Source organism: Oribacterium sp. WCC10, assembly GCF_900113415.1.
GTDB lineage: Bacteria > Bacillota > Clostridia > Lachnospirales > Lachnospiraceae > Oribacterium.
This window is the reverse complement of sequence record NZ_FOPH01000001.1, coordinates 49,718-68,748: the sequence shown is the minus strand read 5'-3', so window position 1 is coordinate 68,748 and position 19,031 is coordinate 49,718. Positions and strand designations below refer to the sequence as shown.

At 43.9% G+C, this 19,031-nt stretch carries 18 protein-coding genes; 3 read left to right on the top strand and 15 right to left on the bottom strand.

Annotated features, from left to right (window positions below; genetic code table 11):
* Positions 1 to 4: 4 nt before the first annotated feature.
* The 3 genes from zapA to ruvA form a co-directional block, all read right to left on the bottom strand.
* Entirely contained in the window at positions 5 to 460 is a 456-nt protein-coding gene (gene zapA, locus BM294_RS00240; RefSeq protein WP_091203825.1) for a cell division protein ZapA, read from the bottom strand.
* Positions 461 to 823: 363 nt separating this feature from the next.
* Positions 824 to 1,834 carry a Holliday junction branch migration DNA helicase RuvB gene (ruvB, locus tag BM294_RS00235; protein WP_091203824.1) on the bottom strand — a complete coding sequence of 337 codons (1,011 nt, stop codon included), beginning with the start codon at positions 1,832 to 1,834 and terminating at the stop codon, positions 824 to 826.
* A 49-nt stretch (positions 1,835 to 1,883) separates the two neighbouring features.
* On the bottom strand, positions 1,884 to 2,513 hold the full coding sequence (gene ruvA / locus BM294_RS00230) for a Holliday junction branch migration protein RuvA (RefSeq protein ID WP_091203822.1): 630 nt from the start codon (positions 2,511 to 2,513) through the stop codon (positions 1,884 to 1,886).
* 160 nt (positions 2,514 to 2,673) lie between these two features.
* On the opposite strand from ruvA, the gene BM294_RS00225 reads away from it, so the two are divergent.
* A complete protein-coding gene (locus BM294_RS00225) occupies positions 2,674 to 3,762 on the top strand; it encodes a ribonuclease H-like domain-containing protein (protein WP_091203820.1) in 1,089 nt (362 codons plus the stop codon).
* A 130-nt stretch (positions 3,763 to 3,892) separates the two neighbouring features.
* Here BM294_RS00225 and BM294_RS00220 read toward each other — a convergent pair whose 3' ends face one another.
* The 5 genes from BM294_RS00220 to BM294_RS00200 all read right to left on the bottom strand — a co-directional run bounded on the left by BM294_RS00220 (position 3,893) and on the right by BM294_RS00200 (position 8,644).
* Positions 3,893 to 4,078 carry a hypothetical protein gene (locus BM294_RS00220; protein WP_091203819.1) on the bottom strand — a complete coding sequence of 62 codons (186 nt, stop codon included), beginning with the start codon at positions 4,076 to 4,078 and terminating at the stop codon, positions 3,893 to 3,895.
* Between the two features lie 472 nt (positions 4,079 to 4,550).
* Positions 4,551 to 5,795: a 3-isopropylmalate dehydratase large subunit gene (locus tag BM294_RS00215; protein WP_091203817.1), complete on the bottom strand. Its 1,245-nt coding sequence runs from the start codon at positions 5,793 to 5,795 to the stop codon at positions 4,551 to 4,553.
* A 241-nt stretch (positions 5,796 to 6,036) separates the two neighbouring features.
* Entirely contained in the window at positions 6,037 to 6,528 is a 492-nt protein-coding gene (locus tag BM294_RS00210) for a LeuD/DmdB family oxidoreductase small subunit (RefSeq protein ID WP_091203816.1), read from the bottom strand.
* A gap of 199 nt (positions 6,529 to 6,727) precedes the next feature.
* Positions 6,728 to 7,975 (bottom strand): 3-isopropylmalate dehydratase large subunit, encoded by a 1,248-nt coding sequence (locus tag BM294_RS00205; RefSeq protein ID WP_091203814.1) that lies wholly within the window; start codon positions 7,973 to 7,975, stop codon positions 6,728 to 6,730.
* Positions 7,976 to 8,176: 201 nt separating this feature from the next.
* Complete coding sequence (locus BM294_RS00200; protein WP_091203813.1) at positions 8,177 to 8,644, bottom strand: LeuD/DmdB family oxidoreductase small subunit; 468 nt, start codon at positions 8,642 to 8,644, stop codon at positions 8,177 to 8,179.
* Positions 8,645 to 9,093: 449 nt separating this feature from the next.
* On the opposite strand from BM294_RS00200, the gene BM294_RS00195 reads away from it, so the two are divergent.
* Together BM294_RS00195 and BM294_RS00190 are read left to right on the top strand one after the other, a co-directional pair.
* On the top strand, positions 9,094 to 9,978 hold the full coding sequence (locus BM294_RS00195; protein ID WP_091203811.1) for a LysR family transcriptional regulator: 885 nt from the start codon (positions 9,094 to 9,096) through the stop codon (positions 9,976 to 9,978).
* 541 nt (positions 9,979 to 10,519) lie between these two features.
* Positions 10,520 to 11,380, top strand: a complete 861-nt coding sequence (locus BM294_RS00190) for an Mrp/NBP35 family ATP-binding protein (RefSeq protein ID WP_091203810.1) — start codon at positions 10,520 to 10,522, stop codon at positions 11,378 to 11,380.
* 271 nt (positions 11,381 to 11,651) lie between these two features.
* On the opposite strand, the gene BM294_RS00185 is transcribed toward BM294_RS00190, so the two are convergent.
* The 7 genes from BM294_RS00185 to BM294_RS00155 all read right to left on the bottom strand — a co-directional run bounded on the left by BM294_RS00185 (position 11,652) and on the right by BM294_RS00155 (position 19,028).
* Positions 11,652 to 11,948: an HPr family phosphocarrier protein gene (locus BM294_RS00185; protein WP_091203808.1), complete on the bottom strand. Its 297-nt coding sequence runs from the start codon at positions 11,946 to 11,948 to the stop codon at positions 11,652 to 11,654.
* Between the two features lie 196 nt (positions 11,949 to 12,144).
* Positions 12,145 to 12,903 carry an epoxyqueuosine reductase QueH gene (locus BM294_RS00180; protein WP_242944363.1) on the bottom strand — a complete coding sequence of 253 codons (759 nt, stop codon included), beginning with the start codon at positions 12,901 to 12,903 and terminating at the stop codon, positions 12,145 to 12,147.
* 215 nt (positions 12,904 to 13,118) lie between these two features.
* A complete protein-coding gene (gene rpoD / locus BM294_RS00175; RefSeq protein WP_091203806.1) occupies positions 13,119 to 14,327 on the bottom strand; it encodes an RNA polymerase sigma factor RpoD in 1,209 nt (402 codons plus the stop codon).
* Positions 14,328 to 14,387: 60 nt separating this feature from the next.
* A complete protein-coding gene (locus tag BM294_RS00170) occupies positions 14,388 to 14,693 on the bottom strand; it encodes a DUF6637 family protein (RefSeq protein ID WP_091203805.1) in 306 nt (101 codons plus the stop codon).
* A 9-nt stretch (positions 14,694 to 14,702) separates the two neighbouring features.
* Positions 14,703 to 15,713, bottom strand: a complete 1,011-nt coding sequence (gene argF, locus BM294_RS00165; protein ID WP_091204129.1) for an ornithine carbamoyltransferase — start codon at positions 15,711 to 15,713, stop codon at positions 14,703 to 14,705.
* 175 nt (positions 15,714 to 15,888) lie between these two features.
* Positions 15,889 to 16,686 (bottom strand): TrmH family RNA methyltransferase, encoded by a 798-nt coding sequence (locus tag BM294_RS00160; protein ID WP_242944362.1) that lies wholly within the window; start codon positions 16,684 to 16,686, stop codon positions 15,889 to 15,891.
* A 170-nt stretch (positions 16,687 to 16,856) separates the two neighbouring features.
* On the bottom strand, positions 16,857 to 19,028 hold the full coding sequence (locus tag BM294_RS00155) for an ATP-binding cassette domain-containing protein (protein ID WP_091203802.1): 2,172 nt from the start codon (positions 19,026 to 19,028) through the stop codon (positions 16,857 to 16,859).
* Positions 19,029 to 19,031 lie beyond the last annotated feature (3 nt).

Here is a 19,031-nt window from a genome sequence, read left to right as displayed (position 1 = left end):
TATCTTAATTCTTTTTCCTTGCTCCTGAGACGATGGATGTCACTTTTTCATCCTCAGAAAGAGCTCTTTCTCTGGCTTCTTTTGCTGCGAGCTTAGCCTCAGTCTCAGCAAGACGTCTCTGTGTATTCTCAAGCTCCTTGAGTGTTGTCTCAAGCTTCACCTGCATATTTACCAGGTCATGCTTGGCACTATAGCTCTCACGCTCTGCCTCATCCTTATCTCTCTCATATTTACGAGTCTTATCCTGCTCGCGAAAAAGATCATCACAGATATTTATTTCAAGCAGCAAAGCCTTAATGTTGTCATCAAGCTTGTTATAATTTGATACCTGCCTCTTGAAATCCAATATCTTCTGATTGAGATAACTTGCCACCTCATGCATATATCCTTCGGTAGCATCTCCTGAAAGCTGATAAATTTTTCCGTCGATAACAACTTCTACTGTTCTTTTCTCTGCCATAGATCTACTCTCTATCTTTCTTCGTAAACAAAATGCCAATGTCCGTCTCCGTAATAATCTCTCTACCCGGCGGTTACTCCCGCTGAAAATAAACATATTGCGAATGGTTCTGATACCACCGCTAATCTCAGACATCGTCAAAAATACACCGAATATTACTACACAACCGTAGTTTTGTCAAATCTGCGAGACTTTATCCGTCCCGCCACTTAGATTTATTGTACCACAGAACAGCAAAGAAACTCAAAAAACCTTCAATAAACTAACTCCCCATTAATACCATATACTACTCATCTCACCACTAATGCTGTATATGGCACATATAGCTGTTTTGACAATATCGAAACCAGAATCCGGGTTTGATCATAGATCCAATGTTTCCTGATGTGGTATGCCAAGATGTCTGTAAGCATTTGGTGTAGCCACACGACCTCTGGGAGTACGATTGATAAGGCCGTTCATCAGAAGGTAAGGCTCGTATACATCTTCGATAGTTCCGCTGTCTTCGCCAAGAGCCGCCGCCAGAGTCTCAACTCCCACAGGTCCGCCGTTGAACTTCTCGATGATGGTCATAAGATATGTTCTGTCATTCTGGTCAAGTCCCAGCTTGTCAACATCAAGTATATCAAGCGCCATATCCGCTGCCTCTCTGGTGATACGTCCGCCATACTTCACATCAGCAAAGTCCCTGACTCTCTTTAAAAGTCTGTTGGCAAGTCGTGGCGTTCCTCTGGATCTAAGTGCTATACGCTCGGCACCCTCATCATCTATCTCAACATTAAGCACCCCGGCAGACCGAAGAACAATGTTCATGAGCTCATCTTTATTGTAGAATTCAAGCTTTGATATGATTCCGAAACGGTCACGGAGAGGCGCAGACAAAAGTCCTGCTCTGGTTGTAGCCCCGATAAGAGTAAAGTGCGGAAGATCAAGTCTAATGGATCTCGCAGTGGCATCCTTACCAAGCATGATATCTATGGCAAAATCTTCCATAGCGGGATACAGAACTTCCTCCACCTGCCGGTTAAGTCTGTGTATCTCATCCACGAAAAGCACGTCTCCCTCGGAAAGACCATTCAGTATGGCCGCAATCTCTCCGGGCTTCTCAATGGCGGGCCCCGAAGTCACTTTTATATTTACGCCAAGTTCGTTGGCGATAATGTTGGAAATGGTAGTCTTTCCAAGTCCCGGTGGTCCGTAGAAAAGGCAATGATCAAGAGATTCTCCACGATTTTTCGCAGCTGTAATATAGACCTTCATCATTTCCTTAAGTTTAGACTGGCCTATATAATCATCAAGCTTCTGCGGCCTTATCTTCGGCTCAAGTTGTCTGTCTTCTACTGTTTCGTCCGTATTAATAATTCGACGTTCCATCAATTATATTTTCCTTCTGATTTATAAATTAGCTTTATAGATTTCCATGTCATAGAAAACTCAGATTTTTCAAAGCAAACTTCAGTATCTGGTCTACTGTCATATCGCCGGTTATCTCCACCTTCTTAACAGCACGGCCGGCCTCAGTCTCCGAGTATCCAAGAGCAACCAAAGCCTCAACGGCTTCTCTCTGGGCACTATGTGCCATAGCCGCTCCCGCAAATGCTGAACTTCCACCGGATGAACCATGATCCATAGCCGTACTGAAAACTTCAGTTGCGTCAAGCTTGTCCTTCAGGTCGATGACTATACGCTGTGCAGTCTTGCTGCCCACTCCCGGAGCTCTCGAGATAGCCTTGCTGTCTCCGGTAACTATAGCCATCCTCAGATCATCCGGTGTCATGGCACTGAGAATCCCAAGAGCCCCCTTTGGTCCCACACCACTTACCGTCAGAAGCATGGTAAACATCTCTCTGTCCTCGGGAGTCAGGAAACCGCAAAGCTCAACTCCATTCTGAGTCATGGAAAAATATGTATATATCTTGACCTCTTCTCCTATAGAAGGAAGTGCCCCGATAACTGTGGCCGGCACTCTGATCCCATATCCGACTCCGGACGCCTCAACCACTATCATTCCTTCCTGAATCTCAGCCAGCTCTCCATGTATAAAACTAATCATCACTATCTCCTGAAAAACTTTCAAATATATACAGTATGGTAGCACAAACGTTCGATAAATGCTACATATCCTTTTGACCTGAATTTCATACTGTGTTAGACTCGGTCTATCGGTCAGTATATTTTTATTTTGAACCTGTTTGCTGAGAGAAAGGATTATTTTGCTTAGAATCGAAAAACCTATAGAACTGACAACAGAATTTGAGATGTCACTCATTGCTCCGGCAGAAGACATTATGTTCTTTGATATAGAAACAACCGGACTGTCATCATGGAAATCCGGCCTCTACCTCATCGGACTTCTCACATACGATGACGGCTGGAAGATAATTCAGTATTTTTGTGAGGATGTATCAGACGAACCCACTGTTCTCGAGAACTTTTTTACTCTTTTGTCTTCAAAACGCGTCCTCATATCTTTCAACGGAGACGGCTTTGACATCCCGTTTCTTTCGCATATGGTTGAACAGTATGGACTTCCTTATTCTTTTGATAATGTTGAAAGCTTCGACATTTTGAAAAAGATACGTCCTCTGAAAAAACTTCTGAATCTCGAAAACATGAAACTGAAGACCTGCGAAAAATTCCTCGGGATATACCGCGAAGACATGTTCTCCGGCGGAGACCTTATCAACGTCTACTTCCGGTGGCAGGAAGACCGTTCTAAAGAAAAACTGGAATGTCTGCTTCTTCATAACTTCGAAGACATTGAAAATATGCCCAATGTCCTTCCTATATTGAACTACATTTACGCTTTAAACGGTGGTTTTTCATTGCAGTCACAGGAGCTTGTGAAGTCTCCCACAGAGAACCAACAGGTTTTAAGCCTTACTTTAAAGACCTCAGTTACCATGCCGGTGCCCCTTGATATACCGCTGGACAACTGGTTTATAAACCTCTCCGGTTCAGCTCTGAACCTTTGCGCAAACCTCTATGAGGGAGAACTGAAATTCTTCTACCCGAATTACACCGACTACTATTACCTCCCCATGGAGGACAGAGCCATACACAAATCTTTGGCTGAGTTCGTAGATCGGAGCCACAGAAAGAAAGCCACTGCAAAAACCTGCTATCAAAAAGTATCCGGATTATTTCTCCCTGAGCCGGAACCTGTCTTTTCCCCCGTTCTGTACAGGGAATACAAGGATAAGCTCTCTTACACTAAGTTTTCACCTGAGCTTTTCGATGATGAAGATCTGACCGAAACATATCTAAGGTCAGTTATCAGGCAGTTGAAGTTAAAAATATAAAAAAATAATATCCGGGTAAGTACAGAAGCACTTACCCGGATATTTAAACTTTTGAGATCCTATCTTACTGCCGGATTAAATTTGAATCCGCATAGCTGTAAGCGAATTGTTATGTGCTGCCTCGCCTGGCTTAATTTCTTTTTATCAGAACTTCCTTTTCCTCAAATGCAAAGGCCAGCTTTATTATCTTATCTTTGTTGAATCCTGCTTCCAGAAGTTCATTTTCGTACTTTTTATCCTCTATCTGTTTAAGCGCCATATCGCAAAGCTCATCAAGGGTCTTATTCTTTTCGCTTTGACTTATTAAAGAATACATTAAGAACATTCAGAATTGATTTTCTTCTTCTATAAAAACAAATTTCAGGATTGATTAGCGAACATCTGTTTGATATAATATTCGAGTGCTACCAGTACATCGGTAGGCGGTTAGTCCTTTTCCAGAGGACTGTGACCTCTGTTTATCATAGAAATCTCTAACGAGAAATCTAAAATGGAGGAACTTGCTTATGCTGACCATAACAGATCTCATGACTGTACTCGCATTCTGTGCGACTTTTTATAGTCTTGGATATATGCATGGAAAGCATGATTCCAAGACACAAAAATAACCGCCCGAGCCTAGGAAACTTGTGAGCGGTTACTTTTAATCGTTTTACTATTTCAGGGCTAACCGTCTACCGGTAGCACTTTTTCTTACAATTAGATATTAACATCCTTTGACTATTCCGTCAAACAAAGATTTTTCCAGGAAACTAAACTCAGGAAACAAAACTAACCTTTCGAAAACATCACCCATTCGTCACATACCCCTTAACTGCACTGTACGCCGCAGTCACAGGTGAAGCGAGATAGATATTGACCTTATTGGTACCCATACGGCCTAAAAAGTTTCTGTTGTTAGTGGCAACTACAGTCTCCCCGTCTGTGAGGATACCTCCGGAACGTCCGCAGCAGAGACCACAGCCCGGATTCATGATGATGGCTCCGGCATCATTGAAGATTTTCATGAGTCCTTCCTGTACAGCCTTTATGTAGATCGAACGGCTTGCCGGAGTTATGATGAGCTTTACATACGGTGCCACATGCTTTCCCTTCAGTATCTCAGCCGCGGCTCTCAAATCTTCGAGACGACCGTTCGTACATGAACCGATAAACACCTGATCGATCTTTATATCCTTAAGTTCCGAGATCGGCCTTATCTTGTCTACCTGAGACGGACATGCCGCTACCGGCACAAAATCCTCCGCCTTGTAGTTGAGAACCTCTGCATAGTCTCCGTCTCCTTCATCCTTGAAGCATCCGTGCGCTTCATCACAGAGAACTCCCGAAAACTCAGCGGTCTTCTCGTCTGCGTAGAAAAGTCCGCATTTTGCTCCGGCTTCAATAGTCATGTTTGCCATGGTGAGTCTCTCGGAAACAGACATCGCATCGAATGTATCTCCGGCAAACTCCATTGACTTGTATGTAGCACCTGCTGCAGTGAGATCCCCTATGATAGTAAGTATCACATCCTTTGAGGTTACGCCATAAGGCAGCTTACCGTTGACATTGACTCTGATGGTCTCCGGCACCTTTATCCAAAGCTCTCCGGTTCCCAGAATCCCCGCCATCTCCGTGTATCCTATGCCTGTTGAAAAGGCTCCCACTCCGCCGTAGGTCACCGTATGGGAATCTGTACCGAAAACCACATCTCCCGGCGTTGCATAACGAAGCTCCGGCATGAGCTGATGACATACACCGTCAGCTCTGTGTATATGCTCTATGCCCTGCTCTTTGGCAAATGCATCTCCGATTCTGAAATGTCTCGTATCGTCAACCTGACTTGCCGGCACCATATGATCATAGATGATGACCACCTTCTCAGGGTCCCAAACCTTCTTAAATCCCATCTCCCGAAACTTGTCCGCAACAAAAGGGATGAAAATGTCGTGTATCATAACGCGATCCGGCTTCACGAAGACGATGTCTCCGGCCTTAACATTATCATCATGAACATTTCTTCTGATGATCTTCTCAATAAGCGTCGCTCCCATGCTTCCTCCAAAATATAACGAATCTGACCCGTGATTCTCTCCCATCTGCAACTGCCGCTTTTCCGTCTGTAAATCTTACATACATGTATCGGTATAAGCCGCTTAATGTTTTTAAATCCGTATCCAACATGACTCCTATGCCGGACACATGACAACAGAAAAATTCAGGTCAATAATCTAATACCAGTTCAGCGATAATCCATTTAACCAAAACGTGAACATCCACGGCTTAGCCATCACATCATCTGACACCGTTTCTCTTCTTCATGGCGTTTACAAGCCCGCCATCATTCAGGATATCCATGAGATTGTCAGGCAGCGAACCTATTTTAAAAGCTTCCCCATTGAGAACCAGTTCCTTGCCAGGCTCCACTGTAAGCTCGTCGCCCTCTTTGATCTTATCCTGTATATCACTGTTCTCTATGAGAAGCAGTCCGTTATTGATGGAATTTCTGTAGAAGATTCGTGCAAATGACTTCGCCACCACACATTTGACCCCCAGTGCCTTTATCACTTCCGGTGCCTGCTCTCTCGATGAACCGCAACCGAAGTTGCTGCCCGCAACTATGATATCCCCGGGCTTGATCAGAGAAGGCAGCTCCGGCCGAAGCGGGTAGAACCCATAAGGTCTCATATCTTCTATTGATTTTAATGCAAGATACTCTGTAGGAATGATGATGTCCGTATCGATATCATCTCCCAGTACAAAAACTTTTCCGGTAAATGAAGCCATTCAAAACCTCCATTTTTTATCTAATTGCAATCGGGATTCATAAATACTGCCTATACATCCGGTATTCAAAATCCGTCAAAAACACGTCTTTTAAATCAGCATCTATAGGATCAATATCATACCTTTATACTTCTTATGATCTTACGTCCAAAAGTGTGATAGGCTCCTGAATCATCTCGTCCAAGCTTCAGCTTTGATTTCATATCATATCTGCTTTTACGATCTTTCCTGCCACAGCAGAAGCCGTTACTGTTGCCGCTGACCCAAGATATACAAAGGAGTTCTTGTCTCCCGCTCTACCCTTGAAATTACGGGTTCCCGTGCTGATAAGAACCTCGCCCTCACCTATCACACCCTGGCAGCTTCCCCAACAGACACTGCAGTTCGGATTCACCACAATGGCTCCTGCATCCATAAATGTCTCGATGATTCCCTCTTCCATAGCCTGATCATAGACATCACGGCTTGCCGGAGAGACAAGGAATCTCACACCTTCTGCCACTTTCTTTCCCTTTATGATAGAAGCGCCAAGTCTCAGATCCTCGATTCGTCCATTGTTGCATGATCCCAAAAAGGCTTCATTAATCTTAACTTCGCCTGCTTCCTTAACCGGAGAAACATTATCAACAAAATGAGGTTTTGCAACCACCGGAACTATCTCCGAGAGGTCAATGTCATAGACCTTCTCGAATACAGCATCCTCATCACTTACGAAACCATCCGCCTCCTCACGTCCATGCTCTTTGAGATATGCTTTTGCTATATCGTCGACTTCCATAAGAGCTGTCTTTGCTCCGGCCTCAACGCAGAGATTGCAGATACAGATTCTGTCGGACATCGTCAGATTCTTCATACCGGGTCCCGCAAACTCCATCGCCTTGTAGTTTGCACCGTTGGCACCGATACGACCGATGATGGTAAGAATGAGATCTCTTGCGGTTGCACCATTCTGAAGAGCTCCCGTAAAGTTAAATCTCAAAGTCTCCGGGCAAAGCACCCATGACTTTCCTGTAACCATGGCGTAAAGGTAGTCGGTACATCCGACGCCTGTTCCGAAAGCACCAAGCTCACCATAAGAGCAGGTGTGACTGTCTGCGCCAAATATAAGCTCCTTTGGATTGACATACTTCTCAATCATAAGCTCATGACAGATTCCGTCACCTTCATGGAAGGTAATGCCATGCTCCTTTGCAAAATCGCGCATCTTCTTCTGTGATGCGGCGGTCTTCGGACTGTCGCAGGGAACATTGTGATCCACTATCCAAACAAGCTTTGACTTATCATAGATCTTTTTATTCTTCAGTTTGTTGAACATATCTATAGTAAGGTGGGTGGTGCCATCATTACTCATTAGATGGTCAAGTTCCACCACATATATGTTACCTGCGTGAGCTTCTTGAACCTTTGCCGCTCTTGCAATTATCTTTTCAGCTATAGTCATTCCCATAAAACTTCTCCATTCTGCCCCGTTATAATGATTGTCCGTAAGCAGTAATCAAATATCCAGGGGAAACGTTGATTAACTCGGTTTTTCCTAAGAACCTCCGGCGCAGGGACACGGATTCCCAAAGAAAACCGATGCTTCGCACCGAAAATCCGGCCTCGGGAAACGGCTTTAATCAGCGTTTCCCTAAGCAAACACCTTACATCACTTATCAAGTGATTTAAGGAGTCCTCCCTGATCCAGAATATCTTTCATATAAGCAGGCACTTTGGTGCAGGCATACTTTACACCCTTTACTTCCACATAGCCCTCTTCCATATTGAGTTCCAGTTCATCTCCACGCTCAACATGGTCATAAACCTCGCTGCAAACGATGACAGGCACGCCAAGATTGATAGAATTACGATAGAAAATACGTGCAAATGACTTTGCCAGCACTGCCTTGATCCCGCATGCCTTAAGCACTGCCGGCGCCTGCTCTCTTGAGGAACCGCAGCCGAAATTTTCATCCGCAACGATGAAGTCCCCGGGTTTGACATTGGCCACAAATTCAGAGTCCAGTGACTCAAATGTATGCTCTTTCATCTCATCTATAGTCGGATAAAGCAGATACTGTGATGCTATGATCTGATCTGTATCAACATCTTTTCCATATTTAAACACTTTTCCCATATTTTTCTCCTGTATGAATATATTATAGTAGAAAAATGCACAAACAGTTTTGATAATCCCACTATATCATCTGTGCTTATATAATTCTAATATATGTTTTTGATGATTATTATACTCAATAGTTATCACATTTGACGGTTATCTTCACCACTATTCTTAATATCTGTTCAATATCTCATTAATTATAATCTTGTGTTATGACACAGATGTGTGTTATAGTACTGATAATTTGATACTGCAAAGAGTTAAAGCGTTACAGAGTCTGATTCTGTTCACCATCTCAAAAACATATATCGACACTTGCTGCGTACTTATCAATTGCAGTCATCATTTCCATCATCATAGCGGATGTTTCAGGTTTCACCCGATAACACGGCATACAGTATCAGCCCTTCGCAAAACGAAATCTCAATGGGCTGGCAGACCCCAAAAGAAAGAAGGTATCTCACATGGATCAGAATTTATCAGGCTACAAGATCTTCTACGAAGTTGCAAGCTGCGGCAACATTTCCAAGGCTGCAAAGAAACTTTATATTTCACAGCCGGCGATTTCCAAGTCCATAGTCAAACTCGAGGATGGTCTCGACACCAAGCTGTTCAATCGTAACTCACGAGGAGTTACTCTGACTGAAGAGGGACAGATACTCTATAAGTATATCAAGGATGCCTTTGACAATATCAATAATGCCGAAGTTGAACTTAAGCGCATGAAGGAGTTCAATATCGGACACATCCAGATCGGTGTTTCCACTACACTCTGCCGTTACATTCTTCTCCCGTATCTTCAGAAGTTCATGGAGAAGTTCCCGAATATCCGTGTATCCATCAACACTCAGGCAACTGCAACTACACTCGGTCTTATCGAAGCCAAAAAGCTTGATGTAGGTCTTACTGCAGAGCCTAAGTCAAGACGCCCTGAGATGCGTTTTGTTCACTCAAGACAGATTCACGATGTTTTCGTTGCAACTCCTCAGTATCTTGAGAATCTCAAATCCATCTGCGGTCCTGATTTCAATGTCTTCGAAGAGGCAAATCTCATGCTTCTCGATCAGAACAACATGACTAGACGACACATAGATGACTATTTCAAGGCCATGAACATTGAGCCTTCTCAGATTCTTGAGGTCACAACCATGGACCTTCTCATCGAGTTCGCCAAGATCGGCATCGGTGTAAGCTGTGTAGTTCGTGAGCTGGTTCAGAAGGAACTTGATGAAGGTTCACTTATTGAATTGCCTTTACAGCTTCCTATCCCGTCAAGAAACATCGGTTTTGTTTTCAATTCAGGAAACACTTCAAAGTCTCTTGATGCTTTCCTCAGTGTATTGGATTAATTGTAACAATTTCAGCGGAGCATTGAATTCTGATCAGAACAGGAAGGCAGCCATTTAAAACCGTAAAGCTGAGTCGTGAAAAATCGTAACAGAACCCTTTAGATAAATTTAGTAACTTTTCCTTATACCCCTCGCCAACGTCAAAGTTTTCATCAGGAAAACTTTGACGATTGGTGAGGGCTTAATTTATCTTAGGGGGTCTGTTACAGATTTTTCCGATGAAGGGCCCCGATTTTAAATGGCTGCCCTCCTGTTCCTGATTAAATCTCTATCCAATGAAGAACTGTTCAGATTAATAAAATGACGTGAGTGTCAAAAGTATTTGCCACTCACTGATTAGCGCTAACGCACATATTCGTGTGCAATGTGTTGCTGAACACTCACGTCATAAAATTTTGTGCAATCTAAAAGCCGTCGTCTCATGGACGAGGGCTTTTTTCTATGGTAGAATTATTCATTAAGCGCTATCAAAGAGATTCCGCTTATATTTCGAAGCACCACGAACACTAAGTACAAAAGGTGCCGAAAGGAGTTTAGATATATGGCAGAATTAGAAAACCAGACACCCGGTTCATGCAACAACAATTGCAGTTCCTGCGGCAGCGACTGTCCTTCCCGTAACGGAGCAGCTCCGGATCTTAAAGCAAAACTCGCTGATGGATGCAGCGTAAAAAAAGTTATCGGTATTGTTTCCGGCAAGGGTGGTGTAGGTAAGTCTACAGTAACATCTCTTCTTGCTTCAGCAACAAACAAGGACGGTTTCAAAACTGCTATCCTTGATGCAGATATCACAGGACCATCAATCCCTAAGGCCTTCGGTCTTGCCAATGACGGTGTAGGTGTAACTATTGACGGAAAGTTAATGATCCCTGACAAGTCAGCCAACGGTATCGAGATCATTTCAGCCAATCTCCTTCTGGAGAATGAGACAGATCCTATCATCTGGAGAGGTTCACTCATCGCACAGGCTGTAAAGCAGTTCTGGTCAGAGGTTAACTGGAAGGATATAGAGTTCATGTTCGTAGATATGCCACCAGGAACAGGCGATGTACCTCTTACCGTATTCCAGTCACTTCCTGTAGATGGAATCATCATCGTGACATCTCCTCAGGAGCTTGTTTCCATGATCGTAACAAAGGCAGTTAACATGGCAGCCAAGATGAATGTACCAATCATCGGTCTCATCGAGAACATGTCCTACCTTAAGTGTCCTCACTGCGGCGAACAGATCAATGTCTTCGGCGAGAGCCACATCGATGAAGTAGCTGCCGAGCACAATCTGAAGGTACTTGCAAAGCTTCCTATGGATCCTAAGAATTCGGCATATATGGACGCCGGTGCTGTAGAAGCCATCGAGCTTCCTGAGTTAAAGGACGCTGTAAAAGCTATTGAGGAACTGTAATCATATGACGTGAGTGTCACTAAAGAAAAAGTACACTGAATGCCGGCATTCAGTGTACTTCTTCGTGACCGGGCTTTATACAATAATATAGAACGCGGCCGGGAGCTCACTCCCGGCCGCGCTTTTTTAATTCAGATAACCAACACCCCAAACAAGTGCCCGTTACCCGCTTACAAACCAATATTCAGAAAAAAATTTATAGGTGTATCTCGTCCATTATCAGTCATTTAATAACAGAAAATACCAAGTTTCTGAAAATTTTAGAGTTTCATCAAAAAACTCTGTCCTCGCTGGTATACACAACACCCTCTCCAAGTCCTGAAGAAATAGCCTCTATAACAGCCTGAAGAGCTTCCTGTTCATCCGGACCTTCACACTCAACTCTGAGATGTGCGCCCTTCTTTACGCCTGCCGCCATAACATTGAGAACTGATTTAGCAACTATTTTCCTTTCACCGTTATAAAGGTAAATGTTACTCTTATATTTGATGCAGGTCTGTGTCAATACTCCTGCCGGTCTGAGATGTAATCCCGACTCATTTACTACGGTTACTTCGCCTGATACCATTTGCCATCCTCTTAAAAATAATAATTCTTTGATGTGCGTGGAGAAATATAAATCATGAAAATGATTTACTGCCCAATTTTCCGAATAGATTATAACTCGAATCAAATCTAAATTCCACTTTTATTGCTCTTGCACAGGATTTTGATACAAAGTCAATGTCGGCACCCAATATCACTAATTGCTAATCAGCATTTCCCTATTTATCATCTCTCATCTTTCGCTCCGCACGTTCTCTTTCGCTTGCTGCTTTCGAGAACTCACATCCGCAAAAGTCCTGTCTGTACAGATCATATTCCTTTGAAAGTGCTATAGACCTCTGATATCCGCCCTTTTTCTTGAAATCAGATGGCAGAAAACTCTCTCCATGACCGGCTCCAACCTCTTCGCCTATCTCATTAAGTATCTGAGCAGACTTCATCGGAGAAATGGTAAGTGTCGTACAAAAAAAATCATAGGGCAAGACCTCGCCGTCGGCAGCATTTTCTGCCTTTGAACGTATCTCATCCATATAATCCGCAGTCTTTTCCAGTCTCTGTCGATAACAAAGATGGCATCTCTCTCCTCTTTCCGGATCCTTTTCATGTCCTTTCGCTATGGCAAGAAATTCCTTATGATCGTAATCCGGCACCACTACTGATACGGCCCCAAGGCGTTTGCCATCTTCATCATAGCGCTCAACATCGATTTCCATCTCATGAATAAGTCTTTTAAGCTCGGATACTCTGTGCATAAACTCCTTCTCCGTAGAGATGTTTGGATTATAGTAGAAAAGGGTAATGTCAAAATACCGGCAAAGATAGTCAAGAACTGCACTGGAACAGGGTGCGCAACAGCTATGCATGAGAAGCCGTGGCCTTCGCTCTGACTTTTCCGGATCCTTCTGCCACGTCTCAATGATCTTCTCCAAAAGCTGCTGATAATTCTTTTTATTTGGTTCGGGTTTGATATATTCCACTTCTTTCTCCTATATCAGGTTTGTTTTATTATACCCCAAATCAGCCGACTCACATATGAGTCGGCTGATTTTATACAATACATCTTATTTTATGGCATAAGTGTCATAAGTCTATCTCACACTTGTGTTCGCACAAATGTGGGAGAATCGTGAAAGCGCACTGCACGTAACGATTCGATGTCAACTTTTGGTACTCACGTCATTTCGCTCAGGCATCACTGAAGGAAATCTCTGATACGCTTTGAACGAACCGGATTACGAAGCTTGCGAAGTGCCTTTGCTTCGATCTGACGTATACGCTCACGGGTTACATTGAACTCTTTGCCAACTTCCTCAAGTGTTCTCGGATGTCCGTCCTCCAGACCGAATCTGAGCACGATGACCTGACGCTCACGTTCTTTGAGATCTCCAAGCAAAGTATCGATGTGCTCACGGAGCATAACAGATTCAACATTACCCTCAGGTGATACAACATTGGAATCCGCAACGAAATCGCCAAGGTTAGAGTCATCCTCTTCACCGATAGGTGTCTCAAGTGAAGCCGGCTCACGTGCGATCTGCATGATCTCCTGAACTTTCTCTTCAGTCATATCCAGATGCTCCGCAAGTTCCTTTACACTCGGCTCATATCCAAGTTCAAGTGTAAGCTTACGCTGCATCTTTGACATCTTGTTTATGGTCTCAACCATATGAACAGGCACACGTATGGTTCTGGCCTGATCAGCCAGAGCTCTTGTTACAGACTGACGTATCCACCATGTTGCATATGTGGAAAGTTTGAATCCCTTCTCAGGGTCAAACTTTTCTACACCCTTGATAAGTCCGAGGTTTCCCTCCTGAACCAGATCAAGGAAACTCATGCCACGGCCTGTATATCTCTTTGCGATCGAAACCACAAGACGAAGATTGGCTTCGATAAGGCGCTGCTTGGCATCCTCATCTCCGTTTGCCTTTCTCATGGCGAGATTGTACTCATCTTCAGCTGTAAGAAGAGGAACCGTTCCTATCTCCTTCAGGTACATACGTACAGGATCCTCTGTACCGATACCATCAAGAAGATCTACAGCATCCAGGTCTACATTTTCCTCTTCCTCTTTCTCGAGCTCATCATCTATAGGCTCGATATCATCATCTGAATCAACCGGAAGTGCCCCCGTCTCCATAACCTTCAGAAGACTCTCATCCACTATCGGATTGATCTCAATGCCCCTGTTCTCGATCAAACGTCCGATATTGTCCATCTGCTCTTCAGTAACATTGTCCTCAGCAAACATATCATTGATCTCTGCCTGATCAATAGAGTTCTTGTTCTTCTGAGCCTTCTTGCAAAGCTGCTCTATCTTCTTTACAAGTTCCTCCTTGCTGAGTTCCTTCTTGCCTGAAACATTTGCAGTTGTCTCGTCTACATTCTTTTTATTAGCCATCCTAACTCCTTTTGGTTATAGCCACCGGACACCGGTAAGCTATCCCGGATTTTTGCTGTTTTATCCCCAAATAGATACAGCCGAAATGATCCCGATCCCCAATATGATTACTCCCACAAAAATCTGAAAGGATCCGCGAAAATGGAACTTCCGGTCATGATCTGAATTTGCGTTTATGATCACCGTAACGCCGCTTATGATCTTTAATGCTGCAGCCGCGAAGAAAATCAATGGAAACAGCACCATATTCTCTACCGGATTGATAAATGCCATAACCGCCATCACTGCGATGGTAATCCCCAGTACGATATGTATGAAATCAAGCTGTCTCGATGTTCCCCTCGATACGGTATTAACTTTTGCCATCTAACCTCCTTACTTTCCTCCAAGTGTTGTATAAACCACCGCCTTGATCGTATGCATACGATTCTCAGCCTCATCAAATACAACGCTATGCGAAGACTCAAAGATCTCATTTGTAACTTCCATCTCTTTAAGTCCGTATTTCTCATAAATCTGCTTTCCGATTCTTGTATTTGTGTCATGGAAAGCAGGAAGACAATGCAGGAAGATAGCATCCTCTTTGGCATATGAAAATGCTTTGGCATTAACCTGATACGGGCTTAAATCCTTTATTCTCTTCTCCCAGACTTCATCAGGCTCACCCATGGATACCCATACATCTGTACAAATCACGTCGGCACCTGTGCAGGCCTTCTCAACATCCTCTGTGAACTCGAGTATAGCATCGTTCTCTGCGGCAACCTCCTGACAGGTCTTGATAAGATCCTTATCAGGCCAGTACTCCTCAGGAGCACACGCCACAAAATGCATACCAAGCTTAGCGCAGGTAACCATATATGAATCCGCCATGTTATAACGGGCATCTCCCATATATACAAGCTTAAGTCCCTTGAGCTCGCCCTTATGCTCACGTATAGTCAGCATATCTGCAAGCATCTGAGTCGGATGGAACTCATTGGTAAGTCCATTCCAAACAGGGACATCACTATATTCTGCAAGTTCTTCAACAACAGACTGTCCGAAACCGCGGTACTCTATACCATCATACATCCTTGAGAGTACACGGGCGGTATCTGCTATAGACTCCTTATGACCGATCTGAGATCCGCTCGGTCCCAGGTAAGTCACACCCATACCGAGGTCAGAAGCTGCAACCTCAAACGAGCATCTTGTTCTTGTGGAATTCTTCTCAAATATAAGAGCAATGTTTTTGCCCGTGAAATCCACGCCATGTAAAGGCTTTCCATCCTTTACGCCGGCCTTTTTCTCAGCCTTAAGACGCGCTGAAATATCGAGAAGATACTTTATCTCCTCCGGTGAATAGTCAAGAAGTTTCAGAAAATCTCTTCCGGTCAAATCTATCATAGCTTCCTCCTCACATGTTTAGAACGTCAGCCCGTCTGCTCATATCCCAGATCCCGGGTCATACTGCCGTATCCCCACCAGGGAAATACATCTATGGAAACACTGACTAAATCAACGCTTCACTCTGAATGACTGACGCTACACGGCAGGTCATATCCTGCCTTGGCTTCAATTATGCGCGTTGTCTGACTGCCTCATACATCAATACAGTTGCTGCAACAGCTGCATTTAGCGATTCTGTTTCTCCCTTCATGGGAATCCTGAGATAAGAATCCGCCAATGATGCAATCTCATCAGAAAGACCGTTGCCTTCATTTCCGATCATAAATGCTGTAGGACCGGTGTAGTCAAACTCCCAATGATTCTTGTTCCCTTTAAGATGAGCAGCAAATACGGAAACACCATGTCTCTTCATCCTGAGTATTTCGGCAGAAAGATCGTCACAGATAAGAAACGGCATACGGAACATGGCTCCCATGGTTGCTCTTACGACCTTCGGCGAATAAATGTCCACGCAGTTGCGATTCATGACTATGCCATCAACACCTGCTGCCTCAGCCGTTCTGAAAACAGTACCCATATTGCCGGGATCCTGCAGTGTATCCAGGATGATAAAGAAATCACCGGATAAAGCGGAATAATGTTTCTGTCTCACAACTGCAAGTATGCCCTGACTGGTCTTGGTATCCGACATGTACTCCATCACCTGAGATGATACTTCGAATACCGGAACCTTTCCTGATCGGGTGCCTGCTGCATGACCATCTTTATCCGTCACCATGCCCTTCGGCAAACGTCCTTTATAATCGGAAGTCACAAATACCCGGACTATCTCTTCTGCAGGGATCTCACTGCACAGCCTCTCGCCTTCGGCGATAAAAAGCCCGCTGTCTCTTCTTGCTCTTGATTTCTTTTCAAGTTCCCTGACTTCCTTTATGAACTTGTTTCCGGTAGATGTGATTCTTTCCAATTTCTCCCCTATCTGCCCACCTTTTCGATGAATGTTTAATCTCATACATTTATATCCCGAAAAGTCCAAAAGACAACAAAAAAGTCTAAAGAGTGCGCACTATAAATATTGCTCACTATTTAGACTTTTTCAACTGGTTTTATAAAAAATGTGTCTCTTTATTCTACATATCAGATATATACCCGTTGACGCCTGATGAGATCCGCAAAAAGTCCTCCTTTTTCAAGCAGTTCTTCATATTTTCCGTCCTCGACTATCTCGCCTTTATCAAGAACTATTATCCGATTGCACTTTTTGATGGTGCTCAATCTGTGTGCAATAACAAGACGGGTACACTTAAGTCCGGAAAGAGACTCCGCTATCTGATCCTGGGAGATATTGTCCAAAGCACTGGTTGCCTCATCAAACATAAGAATCTTCGGTTTGCAGGCGATGGCCTGCGCTATCATAAGCCTTTGTCTCTGTCCTCCTGATATGGTGCCTCCGCTTTCAGATATTAAGGTCATCATCCCCAGCGGCATCGCCCGTATATCATCAGCTATATCCGCCATTTCCGCCGCCTTCCATGCTTCTTTCATGGTGAGCCCCGGACATGCAATGGAGATATTGGAGAAAATAGTTCCGGCGAAAAGATGTGCATCCTGCATCACCACCCCGATATTCCGGCGCAGCCTCTTCAGATCGATAGAGTCAAGATCTCTGCCGTCATAGTAAATTCCTCCTTCTGTCGGTTTCTCAAACCCAAGCAGAAGGCGAATCAATGTACTCTTACCGCAGCCTGTATGTCCGACTATTGCGATGTACTGCCCCGGAAGTATTTTCAGATTAATTTCCTTTAGGACTAAAGGGCCATCCTCAGTGTATCTGAAGCTCACATTGCTGAGTTCGATTCCACCGGTCATACGGGCCAGAGGTTTTTTGCTTTCTCCCACCTCCGGAACCGCCTCCAGGATCGGCTTAAGTTCTCTGCTCAACGGTCCTATCATACAGATTTCACCTTCAACAGATATCAAGGCCGAAAAAGATGCCTGAAACAGCGAAAAGGCCGCATAAAAAGACATAAAATCAGCCTCGCTCAACTTCTGTTCAACAGCAGACACACATAGCACCACCGTCCCGGCCAAAACGATAAACTCTTCAAGAACCACGGGAAGCGTGGTTATAGTCGGTGCATTGTAATTACAGTCAGACTCCATTTTGAACAGTTTTGCCCACTTGGCAAATGCTCTTTTCTCGGCTCCCGCAAGTTTGATTTTCTGAATACCGGAAAAAAGCTGATATGTAAGTCCGTTTATCTTCGACTTTACTTCAAGTAAAACGTAATTACAGTCCTGCTGTATCCATGCGATGAGAACAAAAACAAAGAGCTGTATGGCCACTATAGCCATTGTGACAGGGAAAAGTTTCGGTACCATCACCATTATCTGAAAAAGATATATTACAGCCAACACAGCTCCTACTATGGCAGCAAGTGCGATATTGATAGCTGTATCAACGATCTCTTTTCCGGCCATTATTCTCCGCTGCATCTCTCCGGAATTATGCTCTTCAAAAAAGCTCACCGGAAGATTCAGAACCCTTCCCATGATTCCGCCTTCCGAAGCTATCTCAGCTTTTCTCTGGATAGTCCTCAGCGACAATGCTTTTCCGAGTTTTATCAGCATAGCGGAAACAAGCATTCCCAAAAAAGAAGCTGCAATGACCATAAGCGCCCGTCCGTTTTCCATAGGAATGACTGAGTTAAATATCACTTTGGTAAAAACCGGTGTTGCCAGTCCGATAAGACTCACCATCATACTGAGAATAATGAAATATATAATCCGGTATACTCTTATTTCTTTTACTATATACTTGAAATAATCCATCAGTGTCATCTTCTTTACAGGCATGGGTCTGTAAAAAATAATGGCATCTCCTGTGAATATATCAACATTACTCCTGCCGGCCTTAATGTATTTGCCGGATTTGTAATCATACCACCGGTATCCTCCGAAATTCTTCGGGAGAAGAGCCAATGCTCCACCGTTTTTTGTATAGGCCAGTATGGGATTTGCATCATGTACCCACCAGTCTTTGGACAATTTCACATGTCGCTTCATGATACCTGTGGGGCTGAGCATATAATTCATTCTGTCTTCAAAAGATTCAAGCATCCTTGGAGGCTCTTCGCAGTTCACCCCATAATACAGAAGAATCTCTTTTAAGGCGTCTTCCTTTGAACCCTTACTCTGGAAGAACAGTTCTTCTCCAAGCACAGCCGCCCGGAGCTCTTCCAGCGCCTTCTCCATGGCATCATTATCATTTTTTCTTCTTGCTTTTATCTGATTATCAAGAAGTCCCATTCT

What these genes read in the sequence shown, in the direction of transcription:
- BM294_RS00170 (WP_091203805.1), bottom strand. Translation starts at nt 14,693, where the DNA reads ATGGCAAAAGTTAATACCGTATCGAGGGGAACATCGAGACAGCTTGAT.
- rpoD (WP_091203806.1), bottom strand. Translation starts at nt 14,327, where the DNA reads ATGGCTAATAAAAAGAATGTAGACGAGACAACTGCAAATGTTTCAGGC.
- BM294_RS00185 (WP_091203808.1), bottom strand. Translation starts at nt 11,948, where the DNA reads ATGGTATCAGGCGAAGTAACCGTAGTAAATGAGTCGGGATTACATCTC.
- BM294_RS00210 (WP_091203816.1), bottom strand. Translation starts at nt 6,528, where the DNA reads ATGGCTTCATTTACCGGAAAAGTTTTTGTACTGGGAGATGATATCGAT.
- ruvA (WP_091203822.1), bottom strand. Translation starts at nt 2,513, where the DNA reads ATGATTAGTTTTATACATGGAGAGCTGGCTGAGATTCAGGAAGGAATG.
- BM294_RS00220 (WP_091203819.1), bottom strand. Translation starts at nt 4,078, where the DNA reads ATGTATTCTTTAATAAGTCAAAGCGAAAAGAATAAGACCCTTGATGAG.
- BM294_RS00155 (WP_091203802.1), bottom strand. Translation starts at nt 19,028, where the DNA reads ATGGGACTTCTTGATAATCAGATAAAAGCAAGAAGAAAAAATGATAAT.
- zapA (WP_091203825.1), bottom strand. Translation starts at nt 460, where the DNA reads ATGGCAGAGAAAAGAACAGTAGAAGTTGTTATCGACGGAAAAATTTAT.
- BM294_RS00195 (WP_091203811.1), top strand. Translation starts at nt 9,094, where the DNA reads ATGGATCAGAATTTATCAGGCTACAAGATCTTCTACGAAGTTGCAAGC.
- BM294_RS00205 (WP_091203814.1), bottom strand. Translation starts at nt 7,975, where the DNA reads ATGGGAATGACTATAGCTGAAAAGATAATTGCAAGAGCGGCAAAGGTT.
- BM294_RS00215 (WP_091203817.1), bottom strand. Translation starts at nt 5,795, where the DNA reads ATGGGAGCGACGCTTATTGAGAAGATCATCAGAAGAAATGTTCATGAT.
- BM294_RS00200 (WP_091203813.1), bottom strand. Translation starts at nt 8,644, where the DNA reads ATGGGAAAAGTGTTTAAATATGGAAAAGATGTTGATACAGATCAGATC.
- BM294_RS00190 (WP_091203810.1), top strand. Translation starts at nt 10,520, where the DNA reads ATGGCAGAATTAGAAAACCAGACACCCGGTTCATGCAACAACAATTGC.
- ruvB (WP_091203824.1), bottom strand. Translation starts at nt 1,834, where the DNA reads ATGGAACGTCGAATTATTAATACGGACGAAACAGTAGAAGACAGACAA.